At 56.6% G+C, this 22,038-nt stretch carries 18 protein-coding genes and 1 tRNA gene; 10 read left to right on the top strand and 9 right to left on the bottom strand.

The features are described 5' to 3' along the window. Nucleotides 1-197: 197 nt before the first annotated feature. Entirely contained in the window at nt 198-653 is a 456-nt protein-coding gene (zntR, locus tag ACB035_RS18590; RefSeq protein ID WP_005341244.1) for a Zn(2+)-responsive transcriptional regulator, read from the bottom strand. 415 nt (nt 654-1,068) lie between these two features. On the opposite strand from zntR, the gene purH reads away from it, so the two are divergent. The 4 genes from purH to ACB035_RS18570 all read left to right on the top strand — a co-directional run bounded on the left by purH (nt 1,069) and on the right by ACB035_RS18570 (nt 5,249). Next, nucleotides 1,069-2,661, top strand: coding sequence for a bifunctional phosphoribosylaminoimidazolecarboxamide formyltransferase/IMP cyclohydrolase (purH, locus tag ACB035_RS18585; RefSeq protein WP_371167882.1), 1,593 nt, complete (start codon nt 1,069-1,071; stop codon nt 2,659-2,661). Between the two features lie 114 nt (nt 2,662-2,775). After that, the gene (gene purD / locus ACB035_RS18580; protein ID WP_058056774.1) at nt 2,776-4,062 is read left to right on the top strand and encodes a phosphoribosylamine--glycine ligase; all 1,287 of its coding nucleotides are present in this window, start codon (nt 2,776-2,778) and stop codon (nt 4,060-4,062) included. A gap of 277 nt (nt 4,063-4,339) precedes the next feature. Next, nucleotides 4,340-4,711, top strand: coding sequence for a cytochrome b562 (locus tag ACB035_RS18575; protein ID WP_371167881.1), 372 nt, complete (start codon nt 4,340-4,342; stop codon nt 4,709-4,711). After that, nucleotides 4,692-5,249, top strand: a complete 558-nt coding sequence (locus ACB035_RS18570; RefSeq protein ID WP_107683754.1) for a cytochrome b/b6 domain-containing protein — start codon at nt 4,692-4,694, stop codon at nt 5,247-5,249. Before ACB035_RS18575 ends, ACB035_RS18570 begins: the two co-directional genes overlap by 20 nt. Before the next feature lie 164 nt (nt 5,250-5,413). On the opposite strand, the gene ACB035_RS18565 is transcribed toward ACB035_RS18570, so the two are convergent. From ACB035_RS18565 to rpsU, 5 genes are all read right to left on the bottom strand, one after another. Continuing rightward, nucleotides 5,414-5,490 (bottom strand) — tRNA-Ile (locus tag ACB035_RS18565). A gap of 187 nt (nt 5,491-5,677) precedes the next feature. Continuing rightward, nucleotides 5,678-7,573, bottom strand: coding sequence for an RNA polymerase sigma factor RpoD (rpoD, locus tag ACB035_RS18560; protein ID WP_263718854.1), 1,896 nt, complete (start codon nt 7,571-7,573; stop codon nt 5,678-5,680). 183 nt (nt 7,574-7,756) lie between these two features. Further along, the gene (gene dnaG / locus ACB035_RS18555; protein WP_371167880.1) at nt 7,757-9,544 is read right to left on the bottom strand and encodes a DNA primase; all 1,788 of its coding nucleotides are present in this window, start codon (nt 9,542-9,544) and stop codon (nt 7,757-7,759) included. 88 nt (nt 9,545-9,632) lie between these two features. Next, nucleotides 9,633-10,076, bottom strand: coding sequence for a GatB/YqeY domain-containing protein (locus tag ACB035_RS18550; RefSeq protein WP_129504713.1), 444 nt, complete (start codon nt 10,074-10,076; stop codon nt 9,633-9,635). A 15-nt stretch (nt 10,077-10,091) separates the two neighbouring features. After that, complete coding sequence (gene rpsU, locus ACB035_RS18545; RefSeq protein ID WP_005309452.1) at nt 10,092-10,307, bottom strand: 30S ribosomal protein S21; 216 nt, start codon at nt 10,305-10,307, stop codon at nt 10,092-10,094. A gap of 179 nt (nt 10,308-10,486) precedes the next feature. On the opposite strand from rpsU, the gene tsaD reads away from it, so the two are divergent. Further along, nucleotides 10,487-11,500: a tRNA (adenosine(37)-N6)-threonylcarbamoyltransferase complex transferase subunit TsaD gene (tsaD, locus tag ACB035_RS18540; protein ID WP_005358144.1), complete on the top strand. Its 1,014-nt coding sequence runs from the start codon at nt 10,487-10,489 to the stop codon at nt 11,498-11,500. 252 nt (nt 11,501-11,752) lie between these two features. Here the strand turns inward: tsaD and ACB035_RS18535 are convergent, their stop codons facing one another. Both ACB035_RS18535 and aspA read right to left on the bottom strand, forming a co-directional pair. Next, complete coding sequence (locus tag ACB035_RS18535) at nt 11,753-13,072, bottom strand: anaerobic C4-dicarboxylate transporter (protein WP_021229055.1); 1,320 nt, start codon at nt 13,070-13,072, stop codon at nt 11,753-11,755. Nucleotides 13,073-13,197: 125 nt separating this feature from the next. Then, complete coding sequence (gene aspA, locus ACB035_RS18530) at nt 13,198-14,640, bottom strand: aspartate ammonia-lyase (RefSeq protein ID WP_005340569.1); 1,443 nt, start codon at nt 14,638-14,640, stop codon at nt 13,198-13,200. A gap of 442 nt (nt 14,641-15,082) precedes the next feature. Here aspA and ACB035_RS18525 point away from each other — a divergent pair, with 442 nt between their 5' ends. Further along, complete coding sequence (locus tag ACB035_RS18525) at nt 15,083-15,559, top strand: FxsA family protein (protein WP_005340570.1); 477 nt, start codon at nt 15,083-15,085, stop codon at nt 15,557-15,559. Between the two features lie 34 nt (nt 15,560-15,593). Here ACB035_RS18525 and ACB035_RS18520 read toward each other — a convergent pair whose 3' ends face one another. Continuing rightward, a complete protein-coding gene (locus ACB035_RS18520) occupies nt 15,594-16,928 on the bottom strand; it encodes an MATE family efflux transporter (protein ID WP_371167900.1) in 1,335 nt (444 codons plus the stop codon). 260 nt (nt 16,929-17,188) lie between these two features. Here ACB035_RS18520 and ACB035_RS18515 point away from each other — a divergent pair, with 260 nt between their 5' ends. The 4 genes from ACB035_RS18515 to ACB035_RS18500 all read left to right on the top strand — a co-directional run bounded on the left by ACB035_RS18515 (nt 17,189) and on the right by ACB035_RS18500 (nt 21,717). Continuing rightward, entirely contained in the window at nt 17,189-17,482 is a 294-nt protein-coding gene (locus tag ACB035_RS18515; RefSeq protein ID WP_005340573.1) for a co-chaperone GroES, read from the top strand. Between the two features lie 43 nt (nt 17,483-17,525). Beyond that, entirely contained in the window at nt 17,526-19,160 is a 1,635-nt protein-coding gene (gene groL / locus ACB035_RS18510; protein ID WP_005340575.1) for a chaperonin GroEL, read from the top strand. Between the two features lie 101 nt (nt 19,161-19,261). Then, entirely contained in the window at nt 19,262-19,762 is a 501-nt protein-coding gene (locus ACB035_RS18505) for a molybdopterin-binding oxidoreductase (protein ID WP_019444953.1), read from the top strand. 23 nt (nt 19,763-19,785) lie between these two features. Then, nucleotides 19,786-21,717 (top strand): bifunctional diguanylate cyclase/phosphodiesterase, encoded by a 1,932-nt coding sequence (locus tag ACB035_RS18500; protein WP_005358159.1) that lies wholly within the window; start codon nt 19,786-19,788, stop codon nt 21,715-21,717. The last annotated feature ends 321 nt before the right edge of the window (nt 21,718-22,038 follow it).

Raw genomic sequence — 22,038 nt, 5'->3', positions numbered from 1 at the left:
TCTCTTGGTGTGTTGATGCTTGTGTCTGGATGGCGGTTTTCGCTGCGGGCGCCTGTTCAGGCTAACGCCCGGCAACCGGATGCACTGGCACCGGTTAAAAACGCGGCGATTTTGTCACCAAATTGCCGCCAGAGCAATGCGTCGGCGGCGCCGAGTCAGTCACACTGAGCCAGGCACGCTCAGTCAGGCATACCATGTCAGCCATGAACCGGGTCATGCTGGTCGTGGCTGTGGTGCTCGTGATGGGCCGGGGCGCCAGATTCCAGCGTCTCGAGGATGGCGCAGTGCTCCGCCGAGCGGGGGCCGCCGCAGCAGATATTGGAGAGCTCGCGCAGGTTGTCGCGAAAGCGGGTCAGTTCGATGATCTTCTGCTCCACCTGGGCCAGCTTGGTGTCGGCCACCGCTTTCACCTCTTGACAGGTGACTTTGGCCTTGTTGGTATCGAGGTCGAGCAGCTCGCCGATATCGGCCAGCGAGAATCCCACCGACTTGGCGCGAATGATGAACTCCAGCCGCCGCTTGTCCTGTTCGCTGTAGAGGCGGTAGCCGGATTCGTTGCGGATCCCCGGTGAGATAAGCCCGTTCTTCTCGTAAAAACGCAGGGTATCTGCCTTGACCCCGCACGCCTTGGCCAGTTCACCGATCCGATACATGCTCTCTCTCCCCTTGAATATATGCCGCAACAAAAACCGGAATCCACTATCACCCCTTTGCCCATGGATTGCCAGCCAAGGGCATAAAAGGGGCAGATAAACATCTCATGGCGACCCTTTTTCCCATAAAACACTGAAAGTGAAAACGTTTCGAGAAAATCAAGTGGAAAACGTTTAACGCCGCGCCAAATAAGGCTTTGCTGTTTCAAAAAATCCACCACAGGTCACATTTTTTGTGTAGAATACGCGCCCATAACAGAGCGCCGCACCAAGCGGGCATTTCCTAAAACGCTTTTGCCGGATGTCGGGGCGAGAGTGGTTTGCGAAATCCCCCACTTCCATTTATTTGGGGACTCTCTGTGTTGAGCCTCGCCTCCCATGGAACGGTCCCCGTTATGTTGAGGACGATAGTGTGATGGAACAAGCTCGACCCATTCGCCGTGCACTGCTGAGTGTGTCTGACAAAACTGGCATTCTGGAATTTGCCAAGGCACTCAACGAGCGTGGTGTTGCCCTGCTCTCCACGGGCGGTACCGCCAAGCTGCTTGGCGAGGCGGGTCTGCCGGTGACCGAGGTCTCCGACTACACGGGTTTCCCTGAAATGATGGATGGCCGGGTCAAGACCCTGCATCCCAAGGTTCATGGCGGCATCCTCGGCCGTCGGGATCAGGATGACGCCATCATGGCCCAGCACGCTATCTCCCCCATCGACATGGTTGTCGTCAACCTCTACCCGTTTGCTGCCACCGTGGCCAAAGCGGGCTGCACCCTGGCCGATGCGGTCGAGAACATCGACATCGGCGGCCCGACCATGGTGCGTTCTGCCGCTAAAAACCATAAAGATGTCGCTATCGTCGTCAAAGCTGCCGACTATGATCGGGTTATTCGCGAAATGGATGCCAACGGCAACAGCCTGAAACTGGCGACCCGTTTCGATCTGGCCATCGCGGCATTCGAGCACACCGCCGCCTACGACGGCATGATCGCCAACTACTTCGGCACCATGGTGCCCTCTTATGGCGACAACAAGGAGGGTGACGAGGAGTCCCGTTTCCCGCGCACCTTCAACAGCCAGTTCATCAAGAAGCAGGACATGCGTTACGGCGAAAACAGCCATCAGGCTGCCGCCTTCTACGCCGAAGAGCATGCCGCACCGGGTTCCGTCTCCAGAGCTGTCCAGCTGCAGGGCAAGGCGCTCTCCTACAACAACATCGCCGATACCGACGCGGCGCTGGAGTGTGTGAAGGAGTTCGACGAGCCGGCCTGCGTCATCGTCAAGCACGCCAACCCCTGCGGTGTGGCCATCGGTAACGACCTGCTGAGTGCCTACGATCGCGCTTACCAGACCGACCCCACCTCCGCCTTCGGCGGCATCATCGCCTTTAACCGTGAGCTGGATGGCGCCACTGCCGCTGCCATCGTTGCCCGCCAGTTTGTCGAAGTGATCATCGCCCCGACCGTCAGCCAGGAGGCCCGCGATGCGGTCGCCGCCAAGCAGAACGTGCGTCTGCTCGAATGCGGTCAGTGGACGGCTCCGGCGCAAGGGTTTGACCTCAAGCGCGTCAACGGCGGCCTGCTGGTACAGGAACGGGATCTCGGCATGGTGACTTTGGGCGACCTGACAGTGGTCAGCAAGCGTCAGCCGACCGAGGCCGAGCTGCAAGATCTGCTGTTCTGCTGGAAAGTGGCCAAGTTCGTCAAATCCAACGCCATTGTCTACGCCAAAGATGGCCAGACCATCGGCGTCGGCGCAGGCCAGATGAGCCGTGTTTATTCGGCCAAAATCGCCGGTATCAAGGCGGCGGATGAAGGATTGACCGTGGCGGGCTCCGTGATGGCCTCCGATGCCTTCTTCCCGTTCCGCGACGGTATTGATGCTGCCGCGCAGGCCGGTATCTCCTGCGTGATCCAGCCGGGTGGCTCGATGCGCGATCAGGAGGTGATCGATGCCGCCGACGAACACGGCATGTGCATGGTGTTCACCAACATGCGCCATTTCCGTCATTGATGGGTCAGGGGCTGCCGATGGCGGCCCTTTTGTTGTCTCTTTTCAACTGACTATTTCCGCTGACTGACGGCCCGGGTGGCCGTCCAGTGACCACAAATAGAAGCGAGCGATACGATGAAAGTACTGATCATTGGCAACGGTGGCCGCGAACACGCCCTGGCCTGGAAGGCCAAACACTCCCCGCTGGTACGCCACGTTTTTGTGGCGCCGGGCAATGCGGGCACCCAGCTTGAGCCGGGTGTCGAGAACGTTGCCATCGAGGCGACCGATATCGAAGGGCTGCTGGCCTTTGCCAAAGAGAAGCAGGTCGGCCTCACCATCGTCGGGCCGGAAGCGCCGCTGGTGAAAGGGGTGGTGGATGCCTTCCGCGCTGCCGGTCAGCCGATCTTTGGCCCGACCGCTGCCGCTGCCCAGCTGGAAGGCTCCAAGGCTTTCACCAAGGATTTCCTGGCCCGTCACGCCATTCCGACCGCCGAGTACCAGAACTTCACCGAAGTGGAGCCAGCACTCGCTTACTTGCGTGAGAAAGGCGCCCCCATCGTCATCAAGGCCGATGGTCTGGCGGCGGGCAAGGGGGTGATTGTCGCCATGACCTTGCAGGAAGCGGAAGACGCGGTGCGCGACATGCTCTCCGGCAATGCCTTTGGCGAAGCGGGCTCCCGGGTGGTGATTGAGGAGTTTCTGGAGGGTGAAGAGGCGAGCTTCATCGTCATGGTCGATGGCGAGCACGTGCTGCCGATGGCCACCAGTCAGGATCACAAGCGGGTTGGCGACGGTGATACCGGCCTCAACACCGGCGGCATGGGGGCTTACTCCCCGGCGCCGGTGGTGACCGCCGAGGTACATCAGAAGGTGATGGAGCAGGTGATCATGCCGACCGTGCGCGGCATGGCGGCCGAGGGCAACGTCTACACCGGTTTCCTCTACGCCGGTCTGATGATCGACGGTGCAGGCAATCCCAAGGTGATCGAGTTCAACTGTCGTTTCGGCGATCCCGAGACCCAGCCCATTATGCTGCGGATGCAATCCGACCTGGTGGAGCTCTGCCTGGCCGCTTGCGCAGGCAAGCTGGATCAGAAAGAGGCCATCTATGATCCCCGCGCCGCTATCGGCGTGGTGTTGGCGGCGGGTGGCTATCCTGGCGATTACAGCACCAACCACCCCATCAGCGGCTTGCCGGTGGATGAAGTGGCGGGTGAGAAGGTGTTCCATGCCGGTACCCGCCTGGAGGGCGATACCAGCCTGACCGCTGGCGGCCGCGTGTTGTGCGCAACCGCCCTCGGCCATACTGTGGCAGAAGCCCAGCAGCGTGCCTATCAGCTCGCTGGCCGCATCAAGTGGGATGGCGTCTTCTACCGCAAGGATATCGGCTGGCGCGCCATTGCTCGCGAACAGGAGTAACTGACGCACGCAAATGGCCAGCTGATTCAGACCCCGCTACGGCGGGGTTTTTTGTCCCTGTTTACCGCTTTCAACCATCCCCATGGTGCTTGTCACCTGCGTTCAGTCAGTTACCAAGCGCAAACAAGCGCGGCATATCTGTCACTATTTGCCACAAAAAACAGCATTTTTCACAAACGTTTCACCATGAGTCATGGCATCATGCTGGTGATGAATTCTTGTTTGGATTCATAAGTACCCCTAACAATTCGAGCATGTCGTTATATAAGGAAATCCCATGTTGAAAACCGTCCGCCCCCTGCTGCCCCTGATGTTTGGCCTGATGACCCTGCCTGCCGTGGCGGGTGATCTGGAACAGCCGATGAAGAAGATTGGCTTCAACTACAAGCAGGCCGTCAAGGCTGATGATGCGGCCACCATGGAGAAGCACATCAACGAGATGAAGGCCCAGCTGGATGTGGCCAAGCAGAAGAACATGCCGGCCGCCAAGAAAGAGAAATTCCTTGAAGGGATGAACGAGGTACAGACCGAGCTGGACGCCAGCCTGGCCGCACTCAAGGCGGGTGATGAGGCCAAGGCGCGCGAACATCTGGCCAAGGTCAACGACCTGAAGAAGGAGTACCACAAATATGCCAAGCAAAAAGGGTGAGCCCTTTCGCTGGGATCCGCTGGTTCGCCTGACCCACTGGGGCTTGGTGGCGGTCTGCATCAGCAATCTCTGGGTTAACGAAGCGGGCGAGGAGTGGCACGAGTGGCTGGGTTACGGCGCCATTGGGCTGGTCTCCTTGCGTCTGCTCTGGGGGCTTACTTTTGCCCGTGGCTACGCTCGCCTTGGTGCCCTCATCCCCAGTGGTGAGGATTTTCGCCAGCAAGCGCGCGAGATGCGTGAGCGGCAGCCTCCGGCACCGGGTCATCACGGTAGCGGCAAGCTGGCCGTGTGGGCGCTCTGGCTGGTTGTGCTGGCCACCGCTGGCAGCGGTTGGTTTCAAAATACCGAGACGGGATTTGAACTGGGAGCTGACGAGTGGCATGAGTGGTGCGTGGTGGCACTACAGGGGCTGATAGGTCTGCACCTGCTGGCCATCGTCTTCACCTCCTGGCGTCAGCGCAGCAATCTGGTTACCCGGATGCTGCCTGCCATCGGGCGTCGCTCATCCATCCAGAGCGGCAGCAACGAGCAAACCTGAGGCTCAGCATTAGGCTCCTTGTCTCTGAGTGAGGCGCCTGATCCGGACCCTGCCCAGACCCGCCCATGGCGGGTCTTTTCTATGACCTCATCCAGCTCATCACAGGGCATTGCCCGATACGTAGATGCAAAAAGGCCGCTCATCATGAGCGGCCTTTTTCAATTTGGTGGCCCCTGGGGGACTTGAACCCACGACCAATCGATTATGAGTCGACTGCTCTGACCAACTGAGCTAAGGGGCCAAATTGTGCGTTTAGCGGCGTGGATTATAGGGGAAGAGGAAAGGGCAGTCTATAGGCATATCAACCACTTGGCGACTAATTGTCCAGCTTGATTGAGGGCGCAAAGAGGGTCGCAAGGGTAAATGCCAGACAAAACAAAGCCCCGCATGGCGGGGCTTTGGCAGAGCAGTTTGACACAGGGTCAGGACTATTCGTCCAGGAAGCTGCGCAGCACTTCCGAGCGGCTCGGGTGGCGCAGTTTGCGCAGTGCCTTGGCTTCGATCTGACGAATACGCTCACGGGTAACGTCGAACTGTTTGCCCACTTCCTCGAGGGTGTGGTCAGTGTTCATGTCGATACCGAAACGCATCCGCAGTACCTTGGCTTCGCGGGCGGTCAGGCCAGCAAGCACTTCGCGGGTGGCGTTGCGCAGGCTTTCGCTGGTCGCCGCATCCGCTGGCAGAGCCAGGGTGGTATCTTCGATAAAGTCGCCCAAATGGGAATCTTCATCATCACCGATGGGCGTCTCCATGGAGATAGGCTCTTTGGCGATCTTCAGTACCTTGCGGATCTTGTCTTCCGGCATGCCCATGCGCATGGCCAGCTCTTCCGGGTTCGGTTCGCGCCCCATCTCCTGCAGCATCTGACGGGAGATACGGTTGAGCTTGTTGATGGTCTCGATCATGTGTACCGGGATACGGATGGTACGGGCCTGATCCGCGATGGAGCGGGTAATGGCCTGACGGATCCACCAGGTAGCATAGGTCGAGAACTTGTAGCCACGACGGTATTCAAACTTGTCTACCGCCTTCATCAGACCGATGTTGCCCTCCTGGATCAGATCCAGGAACTGCAGACCGCGGTTGGTGTACTTCTTGGCGATAGAGATAACCAGACGCAAGTTGGCCTCAACCATCTCTTTCTTCGCACGGCGGGCTTTGGCCTCACCGATGCTCATGCGACGGTTGATATCCTTGATCTGGGCAATCGACAGACCGGTCTCTTCTTCAATCTGCTGCAGCTTGCCGATGGCGCGCTGGATATCCTCGTCCATTTCAACCAGACGAGGAGACCAGGCTTTGCCAGCCTGCTTCTGGTATTCGAACCAGGCAGTTTCACACTCGTTGTTGGTGAAGGCCGCGACGAAGGTTTTCTTCGGCATCTTGGCCTGCTCAACGCAGAGCTTCATGATGATGCGTTCCTGCACGCGGACGCGCTCCATCATTTCACGCATGTTGTTGACCAGGCGATCGAACTGCTTGGGCATCAGGCGGAATTGACGGAATACATCGGCCAGCTGGGCGATGGCGGCCTGGGTATCTTCGTGCGCGCGACCATTCTTCTGAATGGAGAGGCGGGTCACTTCATACTGGGCACGCAGTTCGCCAAACTTCTCGCGAGCGACTTCCGGATCCGGACCACCGTCACCGTCGTCGTCAGAGCTGTCGCCATCTTCGTCTTCGTCTTCTTCGTCCTCTTCATCTTCGTCGGCCAGATCGTCTTCGCCGAGCTCGGAACCGATATGCGTGGCGGTAGGTGCCATGTCTTCGGTTTCGTTCGGGTCAATAAAGCCAGAGATGATGTCAGAGAGACGCAGCTGCTCGGCTTCGTACTTGTCGTACTGTTCGAGCAGGTAAGTGATTGCTTCAGGGTACTCGGCTACGGAGCTTTGTACCTGGTTGATACCGTCTTCGATCCGCTTGGCGATGTCGATTTCGCCTTCACGGGTCAGCAGTTCGACGGTACCCATTTCCCGCATGTACATGCGGACGGGATCGGTCGTGCGACCAATCTCAGATTCAACAGATGCCAGAGCCTGGGCCGCTGCTTCGGCAGCGTCCTCATCGGCGGTACCACCTTCAGCCATGATAAGGTCATCGGCATCCGGAGCGTTTTCAACCACTTGAATGCCCATATCGTTGATCATCTGAATGATGTCTTCGATCTGGTCTGAATCGACAATGTCTTGCGGGAGGTGATCGTTCACCTCGGCATAGGTCAGGTAGCCCTGTTCTTTACCTTTGGCAACGAGGAGTTTAAGCTGAGACTGCGGGGTTTGCTCCATAGAACTCATCCGGTTGGTGTTGCTAGGTTGCGCGTACAGTGCGCTGCTGCGCAAATAGCCAATTCTAATAGAAAACCGCCAGACATGCTATGTCTGGTTGCGGCGTCGGTCATGAGAAACCCCTGCCCGCAGTATTGTCGGGGCCAGGCGGTTATAAAAATTTTGCTTTTCATCCCGTCGATTCGGGCAACGCTATCCATATTGGGACTAATCACTCAAATATCAAGCCCCACTCTCATTTCTTTTCTCAATTTGCACCTCTCTTATCAGCATCATCAGCTCTTGGGTTTCTTCGGAGCTTAGTCCTTCCTGAGCCACTTTGGCCTGCAATTCTTCGATCCGCTGTTTCAGAAACTGGTTGATGAAGCCGACGAAGGTGTCCTGCAATTCTCCCAGAATATCCGGCTCCTGATCGAGTTTGATCTCCTCGAACAGGTCGTGCATGGCCAGCTGAGCAAGGATCTCTCCCTCCTTGGTACCACGCCAGTGTTCCAGCAGGATACCGGTTGTGATACCGGGCTGTGCCAGGATTTGCTGGTGCAGTTGCAGCAGGAACTTGATGCCCTGTACGCGTAGCCCGGCCAATTCCGGCATGGGGGGAAGTTCAGCCGTTACTGCCGGATATTGCACCATCAGTGCCAGCGCACGCCGCAGTGGCGTCAGCTTGGCTGCCTTGGGTTTGTTGACTTCGGTCTTGGGCTGACTGTTGCGGGCAAAGAGCTCGGCGATGCGCTGCTTGTTCTCACCCCAACGCATCATGCTGGAGAGACGAGTGATCAGCCCTTCGCGGGTAAACCCTTCCGGAACGCGACGAATAAGCTCGGCGGCCTTGTTGGCTACTTCGAACTTGCCTGCCTCACCGGAGAGCGCCGCATCGCGACCGAGACGCTCGAACATGAAGTCGGCGAACGGTTGGGCTTGATCGAGCAGGGCTTCAAAACCCTCCTTGCCGATCTGGCGTACCAGCGAGTCGGGATCCTCGCCATCGGGCAGGAACACGAACTTCAGCTCGCGGCCATCCTGCAGATGAGGGAGGGCATTATCCAGCGCGCGCCAGGCGGCTTCACGACCGGCGTTGTCACCATCGTAGCAGCAGACTACCTCGGCGGTGGTGCGAAACAGGGTGTGGATATGGTCGCTGGTCGTTGCAGTACCCAGCGCCGCCACCGCATAGTCGATGTCGTACTGACCGAGTGCCACTACATCCATGTAGCCTTCCACCACCAAGATCCGGCGTGGATCCTTGTGTGCCTGCTTCACCTCGTAGAGACCGAACAGCTCCCGCCCTTTATGGAAGATGGGAGTTTCCGGCGAGTTCAGGTACTTGGGGGTGCCATCACCCAGCACCCGGCCACCGAAACCGATGACCCGGCCACGCTTGTCACGGATCGGGAACATGATGCGATCGCGGAAACGATCATAACTCCCCGGGCCATTGTCACGGGTGATCAGCATGCCGCCCGAGATAAGCAACTGCTCGTGATCCCTGCTGGTACCAAAGCGGCGGCGCACCTGATCCCAATCGCTCGGTGCATAGCCAATGTTGAATCGTTTGACCACTTCACCGGTCAGACCGCGGCTTTTGAGATACTCCACCGCATGGGGAGCACTCTTGAGGTTGCTCTCGTAGAAGCGGGCGATCTGGTTCATCAGCTCGAACAGATCCTTGCTGACGGCGGGCTGGCTATTGGCCGAGCCGCCGATGCTCTGCTCGCGAGGTACCTGCATGCCTTGCATGTTGGCGAGCTCTTCGATGGCATCGGGAAATTCGAGACCGTCGTACTCCATGACAAAGCCGATGGCGTTGCCGTGGGCGCCACAACCGAAACAGTGGTAGAACTGCTTCTCCTGGCTGACGGTAAAAGAGGGGCTTTTTTCGTTATGAAAAGGGCAGCAAGCCTGGTAGTTCTTACCGGCTTTTTTCAGCCGCACTCGCGAGTCGATCAGCTCGACTATGTCTGTGCGTACGAGCAGATCGTCGATAAAGGATTGGGGGATCCTGCCTGCCATAACCGTCCTGTTTCATTGCGGAGAAAATAAAAAAGCCGCGCATTCCAAGGGAAGCACGGCTTCTTCGACCAAACAAGAGAGTTGCCTGTTACGCCAAGCGGGTTTTCACCTGAGCACTGACGGCGCCGACATCGGCACGCCCCTGAATTTTCGGCTTCAAGACAGCCATGACCTTGCCCATATCAGCCATGGCGGCAGCACCACTTTCAGTGATGGCTTGCTCGATCAGGGCTGCAATTTCATCTGCGGTCAGCTGTTGCGGCAGGAATTCCTGCAACACAACGATCTCGGCGGACTCTTTGTCGGCGAGATCCTGGCGACCGGCAGCTTCAAATTGGCTGATGGAATCGCGGCGCTGTTTAACCATTTTGGTCACGACAGCGAGGATATCCTCATCATTCAGCTCGATACGGGTATCGACTTCACGTTGCTTGATTTCTGCCATCAACAAGCGGATCGCTCCCAGACGTGCCTTATCTTTGGCAAGCATGGCGAGTTTTTGCTGATCCTTAAGTTGATCCTTCAGAGACACGGCAATATCTCCCGATTAGTACAGGCGGATACGACGTGCGTTTTCGCGAGACAGCTTCTTGGCGTGACGCTTGACAGCAGACGCTTTGGCGCGCTTACGAATGGTAGTCGGCTTCTCGTAGAACTCACGGCTACGAACTTCGGACAGGATACCGGCTTTTTCGCAAGAACGCTTGAAACGACGCAGAGCAACGTCAAACGGCTCATTTTCACGGACTTTGATTACTGGCATGTGCCTTTCACCTCAGTGATAAATTGTTAGCTGACCTTCAATCGATCAGCATGTCTTAAAATGGTGCGAAATTATACTCTGGACAGGGAATGAAAGTAAACCCGCAGAGATCGCTCTGGTTTAAAAAACCCGCGAAGGTTACCATAGCCGTCTCATTTTAGCAGTGAAATTTTTTAGCAATGCGTGTATTGGGCATAGAGACATCCTGTGACGAAACCGGGATCGCGATCTTCGACGATCAAAAAGGGATCCTTTCCCATCAGTTATACAGCCAGGTCAAGCTGCATGCGGACTATGGTGGCGTCGTCCCCGAACTCGCCAGCCGGGATCATGTTCGCAAGACGATCCCGTTGATCCAGGCCGCATTGCAAGAGGCGGGACTGGGCAAAGATGACATCGACGGCATCGCGTATACCGCGGGTCCGGGTCTGGTTGGCGCCATTCTGGTGGGGGCGACTATTGGCCGTTCGCTGGCGATGGCATGGAACAAGCCTGCTATCGCCGTCCACCATATGGAAGGGCACCTGCTGGCCCCAATGCTGGAAGAGAAAGCTCCAGAGTTCCCCTTCGTGGCGCTGCTGGTCTCTGGTGGTCACTCCATGCTGGTACGAGTTGACGGCATCGGCAGCTATCAGCTGTTGGGGGAATCCATCGATGATGCCGCTGGCGAAGCGTTCGACAAGACCGCCAAGCTGATGGGGCTGGACTATCCGGGTGGTCCGCTGCTCTCCCGTCTGGCCGAGAAGGGCACTAAGGGGCGCTTCCACTTCCCCCGTCCGATGACAGATCGTCCCGGACTCGACATGAGCTTCTCCGGCCTCAAGACCTTCACCGCCAACACCATCGCCGCCAATGGTGATGATGAGCAGACCCGTGCCGATATCGCTCGGGCGTTTGAAGATGCGGTGGTCGATACCCTGGCCATCAAGTGCCGTCGTGCCTTGAAAGAGACCGGTCTTAAGCGTCTCGTGGTCGCTGGCGGCGTCAGTGCCAACCGTCACCTGCGTGCCCAGTTGGCCGAGCTGATGGAGAGCCTCAAGGGTGAGGTGTTCTATCCGCGCACTGAATATTGCACTGATAACGGCGCCATGATCGCTTACGCCGGTATGCAGCGCCTTAAAGCAGGTGTGTTTGAGCCGCTGGTTGTTAAAGCCGTGCCGCGCTGGCCGCTGGATACTCTGGATCCGGTCTGATCCGAAGGATCCCGCCTTCTGGCGTGGTGCTGAGTACCATGGTGGCCTACTTACTACTCCGGCAATCCGGCAGCGGTGGTTATAGCGCCGCTGGCACGCTGTTGTGGTGTCTGCTGTCGCCGTGGTTGAGCCATCCGGATAATACGTCAGGTCTCTCGCTGCCAGACAGCCAAACCAAGTACAGAGTAAAGAGATAAAAAAATCCCCGCCAACTGGCGGGGATTTTTGTTTGGTAATCGGCAGTCGATAGGATTACAGCAGGATGCCGCCGAAGAAGAAGCCCAGCGCCACGGCGATGGCGATGGTGGCGGTGCCCGGTACGAAGAAGGGGTGGTTGAAGACCGCCTTACCGATACGGGTGGAGCCGGTGTCGTCCATCTCTACCGCGGCCAGCAGGGTCGGGTAGGTTGGCAGTACGAACAGGGCGCTCACGGCTGCGAAGGAGGCAATCGCAGTCAGCGGGCTGACACCCAGTGCCAGTGCGGCAGGCATCAACGCTTTGGTGGTGGCGCCTTGTGAATAGAGCAGCATGGCAGCGAAGAACAGCACCACGGCCAGCAGCCAGGAGTACTGGTTCAGCAGGTCGCCAGCGATCAGCTGGATGGTGTCCATGTTGCCTTTAACGAAGACGTTACCCAGCCAGGCCACACCCAGTACGCAGATACAGGCGGACATACCGGACTTGAAGGTCGGCATGTTGGTCACTTGGGTGGCGTCCAGTTTGCACACCAGGGTCATGATGGTGGCCGCGGCCAGCATGATGCCCATGATGGCGCCGTCACGGGGGATCGGCGGGTTGGTGATCAGGCCCACTTTACCGGAGATGGCAGTGGCATAAGCCATGACGGCCACGATGGCGGCGATGAAGATCCAGACCGACAGTTTGGCGTACGGCTTGATCTCGAGCTTGGTAGTACCACGCAGTTTGATCAGGCCCTTGGCTTTGCGCTCCAGATAGACTTCGTCCTGTTCCAGCGGCTTGCCCATCATGTTGGCAATGAAGGCGCCCAGGATACAGGCCAGGAAGGTAGAGGGGATGCAGATGGCCAGCAGGGTCAGGTAGTCAACACCAAACGGCTCGAGCATGCCGGAGAAGGCAACCACAGCGGCAGAGATCGGGGAAGCTGTGATGGCGATCTGGGAGGCGACAACCGCGATGGAGAGCGGACGGGATGGGCGGATCCCTTGCTCTTTGGCCACTTCAGCGATCACCGGCAGGGTGGAGAAGGCGGTATGACCGGTACCGGCCAGCATGGTCATCAGGTAGGTGACCACCGGGGCGGCGAAGGTGATGTATTTGGGGTTCTTGCGCAGCGCTTTTTCTGCCAGGAAGACCAGATAGTCCATCCCGCCAGCCAGTTGCATACAGGCGATGGCACAGATGACGGACGCGATGATCATGATCACATCCCAAGGGATGTAGCTGACCAGTTGATCGCTCGGGATGGGCATGCCCAGACCCCACGTCAATACCAGTACCCCCAGACCACCGGCAAAGCCGATGCCGATGCTGCCTATCCGGGCCCCCAGATAGATAGCGGCGAGCACGACAAGTAACTCGATTCCAATCATAGCGATAACTCCATTTTTTAGTTTTTGGTTTTTATTTGGCAAAAAGCCAATTCCCGATCGGGCTGGGGATAAAGACCAATCGGGAACTGACTTTATGGGCCGGGAAGATCCCGGCCCACACTCGCTTATACGGCAGCTTCGCGGGTGAAACGCTTGGCTTTGTATTGCGGGTTCATCAGGTTCTCGATGGAGAGAATTTCGTCCAGCTGTTCGGCGCTCAGCAGGCCGCGCTCAAGAACGACTTCGCGGACGTTCTTGCCGGTCTGGGCACAGATCTTGCCGACAATATCCCCTTCGTGGTGGCCGATGAAGGGGTTCAGGTAGGTCACGATACCGATGGAGTTCAGCACGTGATTCATGCAGATTTCCGGGTTGGCGGTGATACCTTCCACGCACTTCTCGCGCAGGGAAATACAGGCTTTTTCCATCAGGCTCAGGGATTCGAACATCGCCTGACCAATCACCGGCTCCATGACGTTCAGCTGCAGCTGACCGGCTTCGGCGGCGAAGGTGATGGTGATGTCGTTACCGAATACCTTGAAGCAGGATTGGTTGACCACTTCCGGGATAACCGGGTTGACCTTGGCCGGCATGATGGAGGAACCCGCCTGCATTTCCGGCAGGTTGATCTCTTTCAGTGCAGTGCGCGGGCCGGAGGATAGCAGACGCAGGTCGTTACAGATCTTGGACAGCTTCATAGCCAGACGCTTGATGGCGCCGTGCAGCATGACGTAGGCGCCACAGTCTGAGGTCGCTTCGATCAGGTCTTCTGCCGGTACATAGGCACGACCGGTGATCTCGGCCAGACGCTTGATGGCCAGAGCAGAGTACTCGGGCGGAGTGTTCAGACCGGTACCGATGGCGGTCGCGCCCAGATTCACTTCCAGCAGCAGCTCCTGGCAACGCTTGATGGACTTGATCTCTTCACGCAGGGTCACGGCGAATGCGTGGAACTCCTGACCCAGAGTCATCGGAACCGCATCTTGCAGCTGGGTACGACCCATCTTCAGGATGTTTTTGAACTCTTTCGCTTTGGCATCGAATGCCGCGATCAGGTGCTCCAGCGCGTGCAGAGTCACGTCAGTGCTGTTAACCACAGCAACGCGGAAACCGGTCGGGTAGGCATCGTTGGTGGACTGGCACTTGTTGACGTGGTCGTTCGGGTTGATGACGTCGTAACGGCCTTTCTCCAGACCCATGATTTCCAGGGCGATGTTGGCCAGTACTTCGTTGGTGTTCATATTGACGGAGGTACCGGCACCACCTTGGTAAACGTCGACCGGGAACTGGTCGAAGCATTTGCCGGTGTTCAGCATCAGGTCGCAGGCTTCTACGATCTTGTCAGCAATTTCAGGACGGATGGTACCCAGTTCACCGTTTGCCAGCGCAGCGGCCTTCTTGGTCAGCACCATACCGCGGACGAATTCCGGAACGTCAGAAATCTTCTGAGAGCTGATCTTGAAGTTCTCGACAGCGCGCAGGGTGTGCACACCGTAGTAGAGATCATTGGAAACTTCTTTGGTGCCCAGCAGGTCTTCTTCAATGCGGACGTTCTTGATGTCGCTCATTGTAATGCCTCAGAAATCAGATAAATGGAAAAATCCTCACCGAGTGGTCGCGAGTTCCTTGCGCACAGCTCATCCTGAAGCACCACACATCGAGTGGGGCGGTTGGGAGAATGACCTCCCGAAAAACTAATCAATATACTACTCCAATTGAGGTATCGGTTATTAGAGGTGGATCACTAAATTTGCGACATTTTCAAATTACTTTGAGAAAAGTACACATATGTTATGAATTTTTTATCGTGATGATTTTTATAAGTTTTTGTGACTTTTTGCTGGTTTTTTAGATTGCTGATGACGTAGGTGTCAGTTGACCAACTTGAAAAGAGGGGGGCTGCCCCCATTTATTCAGGGCAGAAAGTGGTGATGACGGGGCGGCAAAATCGCCTCTGGCCATCGTTGGATGGGCGCCACTTTTTCTCAATTTACCGGTGCTGGAGTGGATATGGGCAAGTTGTTTTTGTTGTTGGTGGGTCTGGTTGTACTGGAACTCACCGTGATGATCGAGGTCGGCTCGGTGATCGGGGCGCTGCCGACTGTCGGCTTGCTCATCTTGACCGCGGTACTGGGCTCCTCGCTGGTGCGCAGTGAAGGGATCAAGACCCTGTTCAGCGCCCAGCAAAAGATGCAGATGGGCGAGATGCCGGGTCGCGAGGTGATGGGGGGCATGATGCTGGCATTGGCCGGTTTGCTGCTGATTATCCCGGGTTTCGTGACCGACATTTTCGGTGTGCTGTTGCTGCAACCCTGGCTGCGTAACAAACTGGCTGACAAGCTGATCGGCAGCAGCCAGTTCCGGATGCAGATGGGTGGCTTCCAGCGTACTCAATCGCCATTTGGCAACGCACCGTCCGATGATCATCTGGGGAACGCCAAGCAGGGCGGCACCACCATCGAAGGCGAATTTGAGCGCAAAGAGTAATCGACGAGACGAAAACCCGAGGCGAGTGACTGAATCAGGGTTTGCCCTGATGGCACAAGGCCTCGAAGTGGTGTCGGGCATACCACCATGCGAGGGTGCCCGCCGCCAGATTGGCCAGCAGTATCCCTAGATAGATCCCTTGTTCTCCTCCCAGCTTTGCCCCCAGCCAGGCTCCTGGCAACAGAAAACCAAACAGCCGCAATCCGTTGAACAAAAACGAGATACTGGATGCTCTCACGCCATTAAGTGCCGAGGCCAACAGCATCACCATGCCCTGAAAGCCGTAACCGATCGGCACCAGATGCAGATAGAGAATGATGAGGCGAATGACCTGCGGATGATCGCTGAACAGGTTGGCGATGAGTGGCGCCAGTAGCCAGGTCAGGCTATAGATGGCGAGCTGGAACAGCAACGCAAACCTCATGCAGCTTTGCAGCGCAGCCTTGGCGCGGGCCGGATTGCCAGCGCCGCAGTTTTGCGAGATGAAAGGGGCCAGTACGGAGGCGAGGGCCATCATCACAATCAGCAACAGCGCCTCGACCCGCGACGCGGCGCCGTAAGCGGCCACCACCTCGGTACCCAGTCCTGCAAAGATCGTCATCAGCACCGCATTGGCCAGGGGGTTGAGCATATTGGTAAAAGAGGCGGGGACGGCGACATGGAGTAACGCCCGCCAGTGGTATAGCAACCGAGTCCGCGGCGAGAGGTGCCACAACAGCAAGCCCTCCCGATGACGCAGGATATAGAGGCTGACCAGCATCGCCATCAACCAGGAGATAGAAGTCGCGATGGCGGCCCCGCGGATCCCCCATTCGGGAAAGGGGCCGATACCGAAGATCAACAGAGGATCCAGTACCCCGTTGACCAGCCCGGCTACTGCCATCACCAGACTGGGGGTTTTGGTATCGCCGGTCGCCCGGATGGCGGCATTGCCCACCATGGGCAGCACCAGCATGGGGACGGTGAGATACCAGATCAGCATGTAGTCATGGATGAGGGAGATAAGCTCGGCACTGGCCCCCAGCAGAGTAAACAGGGGTTTGATGGTGAGAGCGCCCCCCGCGGAGAGCAGGGCCACCATGATCACCGCCAGAAACAGGCTGTCGGTGGCGAGATGGGCTGCCTCATCGTGCTTGCCCTGCCCTAGGGTATGACCGATCACCGCTGACAATCCGGCGCCCAATCCCATCGCCAGCGAGGTAACCACAAAAGTGACGGGAAAGGTAAAGCTGATGGCGGCCAGAGCTTCGGTTCCCAGCATACCGATAAAAAAGGTATCGACCAGATTGAAGGCCAGAATGGCGATGATGCCGAAGATCATGGGGCCCGTCATCTGGCGCAGTACGACCGGAATAGGGGCTGTCAGCATGGGGTTGGTGCGGGTCAAGGGCTCTTCTCTACAGCTGGCTTTGAAGGTTCTGGCATCGAAAACGGGCGGCTTGAACCGACCTTGCACCAGAGTGCGGACATGGCTGAACCATCGAAGATGTTTATAGTACGTGAAAAAATTTTTTTTGTATTTGCCCTTGAAGGGTTAGCAACTCTGCCCCACATCAGGGACATATCTAATTTGGCCTGGAACGGCCATTCCTCAAAGCAACAATGAGACTCATTTTGGGAGAGTTATCGATGAAAATTCGTCCACTGCACGACCGCGTCATCATCAAGCGCATCGAAGCTGAAGCCAAATCTGCCGGCGGTATCGTCTTGACTGGTACTGCGGCCCAGAAGTCCACCCGTGGTGAAGTGCTTGCCGTGGGGACTGGTCGCATCCTGGATAATGGCGAAGTCAAAGCGCTGGCCGTGAAGGTTGGTGACAAAGTTATCTTCAACGAAGGCTACGGTGTGAAGACCGAGAAGCTGGATGGTCAGGATGTCCTGATCCTCTCCGAAACCGACATCCTGGCGATTGTCGAAGAGTAATCCATCCTCCTTTTCCCCGAATTGATTTAAGGATTGAAGAAAAATGGCAGCTAAAGACGTTAAGTTTGGTAACGAAGCCCGCATCAAGATGCTGGAAGGCGTAAACATCCTGGCTGATGCCGTCAAGGTGACTCTGGGCCCGAAAGGCCGCAACGTGGTTCTGGACAAGTCCTTCGGCGCCCCGACCATCACTAAGGATGGTGTTTCTGTTGCGCGCGAAATCGAGCTGGAAGACAAGTTCCAGAACATGGGCGCCCAGATGGTCAAGGAAGTTGCTTCCAAGGCGAACGATGCCGCCGGTGACGGTACCACTACTGCAACCGTTCTGGCTCAGGCTATCGTCAACGAAGGTCTGAAAGCCGTTGCCGCCGGTATGAACCCGATGGATCTGAAGCGCGGTATCGACAAGGCCGTTGTGGCTGCTGTTGCCGAGCTGCAAGCGCTGTCTCAGCCGTGTGCCGACAGCAATGCCATCGCTCAGGTGGGCACCATCTCTGCCAACTCCGACGAGAAAGTGGGCAAGCTGATTGCTGAGGCCATGGACAAAGTGGGTCGCGATGGCGTCATCACCGTTGAAGATGGTCAGGGTCTGGAAGATGAGCTGGCAGTTGTTGAAGGTATGCAGTTCGACCGCGGCTACCTGTCCCCCTACTTCATCAACAAGCAAGAGACCGGTTCTGTTGAACTGGACGACCCGTTTATCCTTCTGGTTGACAAGAAAGTCTCCAACATCCGCGAAATGCTGCCGGTGCTGGAAGGCGTTGCCAAAGCTGGCAAGCCGCTGCTGATTGTTGCTGAAGACGTAGAAGGCGAAGCCTTGGCGACTCTGGTGGTTAACACCATGCGCGGTATCGTGAAAGTGGCTGCCGTCAAGGCGCCTGGCTTCGGTGACCGTCGCAAGGCCATGCTGCAGGATATCGCTGTACTGACTGGCGGTACCGTCATCTCCGAAGAAGTTGGCATGGAGCTGGAAAAAGCGACTCTGGAAGATCTGGGTCGTGCCAAGCGCATCGTCATCACCAAAGAGAACACCACCATCATCGATGGCGTGGGTGATGCCGGTGTGATCGAAGGCCGTGTTGCCCAGATCCGTCAGCAGATCGAAGAGACCTCTTCCGACTACGATCGTGAGAAGCTGCAAGAGCGCGTAGCCAAGCTGGCTGGCGGTGTTGCCGTGATCAAGGTTGGCGCAGCCACCGAAGTCGAGATGAAAGAGAAGAAAGCCCGCGTTGAAGATGCCCTGCACGCTACCCGCGCCGCGGTTGAAGAAGGTGTGGTTGCCGGTGGTGGTGTTGCGTTGGTTCGCGTTGCTGCCAAACTGGCTGGTCTGCGTGGTGACAACGAAGACCAGAACGTCGGTATCAAGGTTGCCCTGCGCGCCATGGAAGCCCCGCTGCGTCAAATCGTCATCAACGCCGGTGAGGAAGCCTCCGTCATTGCCAACGCAGTGAAGAACGGCGAAGGCAACTTTGGTTACAACGCTTACAGCGAACAGTATGGCGACATGCTGGCCATGGGCATCCTGGATCCGACCAAGGTAACCCGTTCCGCCCTGCAGTTTGCCTCTTCCATCGCCGGTCTGATGATCACCACCGAGTGCATGGTCACCGAACTGCCGAAGAAAGATACCCCTGCAATGCCTGACATGGGCGGCATGGGTGGCATGGGCATGATGTAATCATCCCCCTTGCTCTGTTTGACAAACGGCTCGCTCAAGGCGAGCCGTTTTTTTATATCTGGCTAAACTGAGTCTGTTGAGACAGCAAATCTGGGGGAGATATGAAAATGTTTGGTTGGCTGACACTACTGTGTTCATTGGTCATCATGCCGGTGATGGCTGCTGAGGCGCTGACGGGGCCGGTGATCCTGAAAGTGGGTGGTAACATCAGGTCGGCAGACGAAGTTGATGGCAAGGTGTTGTTTGATCTGGCCAAACTGCAGGCTCTGCCGCAACATGAGATAGTGACCGGCAACCCGTGGGTGGATAAGCCACACACCTACAGAGGCCCAAAACTGGCAGATGTGTTGGCTGCAGTCGGTGCGGATGGCAAGACTATTACGTTGACGGCGCTGAACAGTTTCCAGGTCCGCATTGAATGGGACAAGGTTGCCAAATACGAGCCCATCCTTGCATGGGAAGACAACGGCGCTGTCATGCGGGTGCGTGACAAGGGGCCGGTCTGGTTTATGCTGCCTCTTGATCAATATCCGGAATTGAAGCGATCCGAATATACCGACATGATGATCTGGCAGCTGGATTTGATAGACATTCAGCACTGATAAAAACAGCACGGGAGCATGGGGTGAAAGGAAAGACCAGGGCGTGGCCACTGCTCGTCATTCTGTATGTATCCATCCTGTTGTTTACCGGGAGCACCCTCTATTGCCTGATGCAGATCCAGAATGCGACCAGAGCGATGGAGAAATACACCTATGATGTCTCCTGGGCGCTGATGCAGTTGCAGCTGGAGCTCGGTCGTTTCCTCAATGCGGTAGAGGTCTATCACTATGGCGGGATTGATCATGACACCCTGATGCTGCGTTATGACATTCTCTGGAGCAGAACGCCCATCCTGTTGAGCGGCCAGCTGCGCAAGAGCATGCAGGACAAGCAGAAAACCTTGCGTCTGGTGCAGCTGATTGAAACCAATATTCGCCAAATAGAGCCCGACATCACCAAGTTGCAAAGCGGGGCATCTGACTATCAGCAGATCATGATGCGCCTTGCCCCGCTGCAAGAGCCGCTCTCCTACTCCCTCGCTTCTGTGATGCAGAAGAACATCAACGTCTATTCCGAGAACGATCGCCATTTTGGCCAATTGCGCAATGCCTTGTTGTTGATGGTCTCCGGTCTGGTCATGTCAGTGCTGCTGCTCAGCATGCTGCTTATATATGAAGGGCGTCGTCATTTCAGAGCGGCCAGACGGGATCCGCTGACCGGGTTGTCCAATCGGGTTGCTCTGCTGGAGCGGATGGAGCTGTACGCCACACAGGAAGTGCCGTTTGGGCTGGTGCTGGTCGATATCAACGACTTCAGGGATATCAACAGCAAGTTTGGCTATGACACCGGTGATTATCTGCTTTGTGAGTTTGCCACCCGGATCAGAGTGCTCTGTGAAGAGGGGGAGTGGAGTGGACGTCTGGGGGGAGATCAATTTGCCATTATTCAGCGTGGCAGCAGCGATCTGCGTCAGGTCAGGGAGCTGGTAGCGCGATTGCTGCATGCGCTGAAGCAAGATATCGTCTATGACAACTATCCCTTCCGGCTCGAAGTCGGGATCGGCATTGCCTTCTATCCGATGGACAGCGACAAGACTCAGGAGTTGTTGAGTCGTGCAGAACAGGCCCTGTTCCATAGTCGCAAGACCCATGTTCCCTATGTGATTTACGATAACTCCCTGCTCAACGAGACGGCGCGGCGCAAACATCTGGCGTCGGACATGATCATGGCGCTGGAACACAATGCGTTGGAACTCTATTACCAACCCATAGTCAATCTCGAGAGTGGCCGCTGTGAAGCTGTCGAGGCTCTGCTGCGCTGGCGGCATCCTGAGCTCGGTTTCATTCCGCCAAACGAAGTGATTATGGTGGCTGAGGAGTTCCAGCTTGCCGAACGGGTTGGCAGCTGGGTGCTGAACACCGCTTGTGAGCAGCTCTATCAGTGGCACCAGCTTGGTATGGTTGATCTGCAAATGTGTGTGAATATCTCGCCAGGCATGTACCAGCGTAATTTGCTCAAACTGGTGGCCAAGGCATTGATGGAGCACCACCTGCCTGCCCGTAGCCTGGTCTTGGAGGTCACGGAAGATACCACCATGCGCGAAGTGAAGAACTCGCTGCAACTGATGCAGGATCTCAATCAGCAGGGGGTACTGCTGGCATTAGACGATTTTGGGACTGGTTATTCATCTTTGAGTTATCTGCAAAAGTTACCGGTCAGCAAGGTGAAGATCGACCGCTCCTTTATACAAGGCATTGACACCTCAATGGAGGCATCCGAACTGGTCGCCAATATTTGTCGGATGGGATCCATGCTGGGCAAGAGTCTGGTGTGTGAAGGTATTGAGACACAGGCTCAGTTGGATGTACTGCGATCTCTGACCGACATCCACTTGTATGGGCAGGGCTATCTGTTCAGCCGACCAGAGCAGGCGGAGAAAATCTATCAAACCTTGTTGGAGATGGAGGAGCTTTGGCTGGCGCGTCAACAATCCGAAATGGCTTATATGAGTTGAGAGGGGGCTTGCCTGTCATCTGCCTCCAGAATGTGTGATTTAGCTCGAACTTTCTTCTTTTTGTTTGTTGTTTGAACGGTTGTGCGGTTTTATCAAAAAAACATGGAATTTAGCCTTGCCAGAAAGAATCGGTTCCCTATAATGCGCCTCCATCGACAGGGCAAGCGGCAACGCAAACTACCTCGTCGATAACCTCGAAAAACCTTTGAGAATAAGGCTTGACTCGAGAAGGCGGTTGAGTAGAATTCCACTCCCGCAGCAACACACTGTTGCGTCGCTCTTTAACAATTTGAATCAAGCAATCTGTGTGGGCACTCACAG

This window comes from Aeromonas sp. S12(2024) (assembly GCF_041402305.1).
Taxonomy (GTDB): Bacteria; Pseudomonadota; Gammaproteobacteria; order Enterobacterales; family Aeromonadaceae; genus Aeromonas; species Aeromonas veronii.
This window is presented reverse-complemented; position numbering and strand designations above follow the sequence as displayed.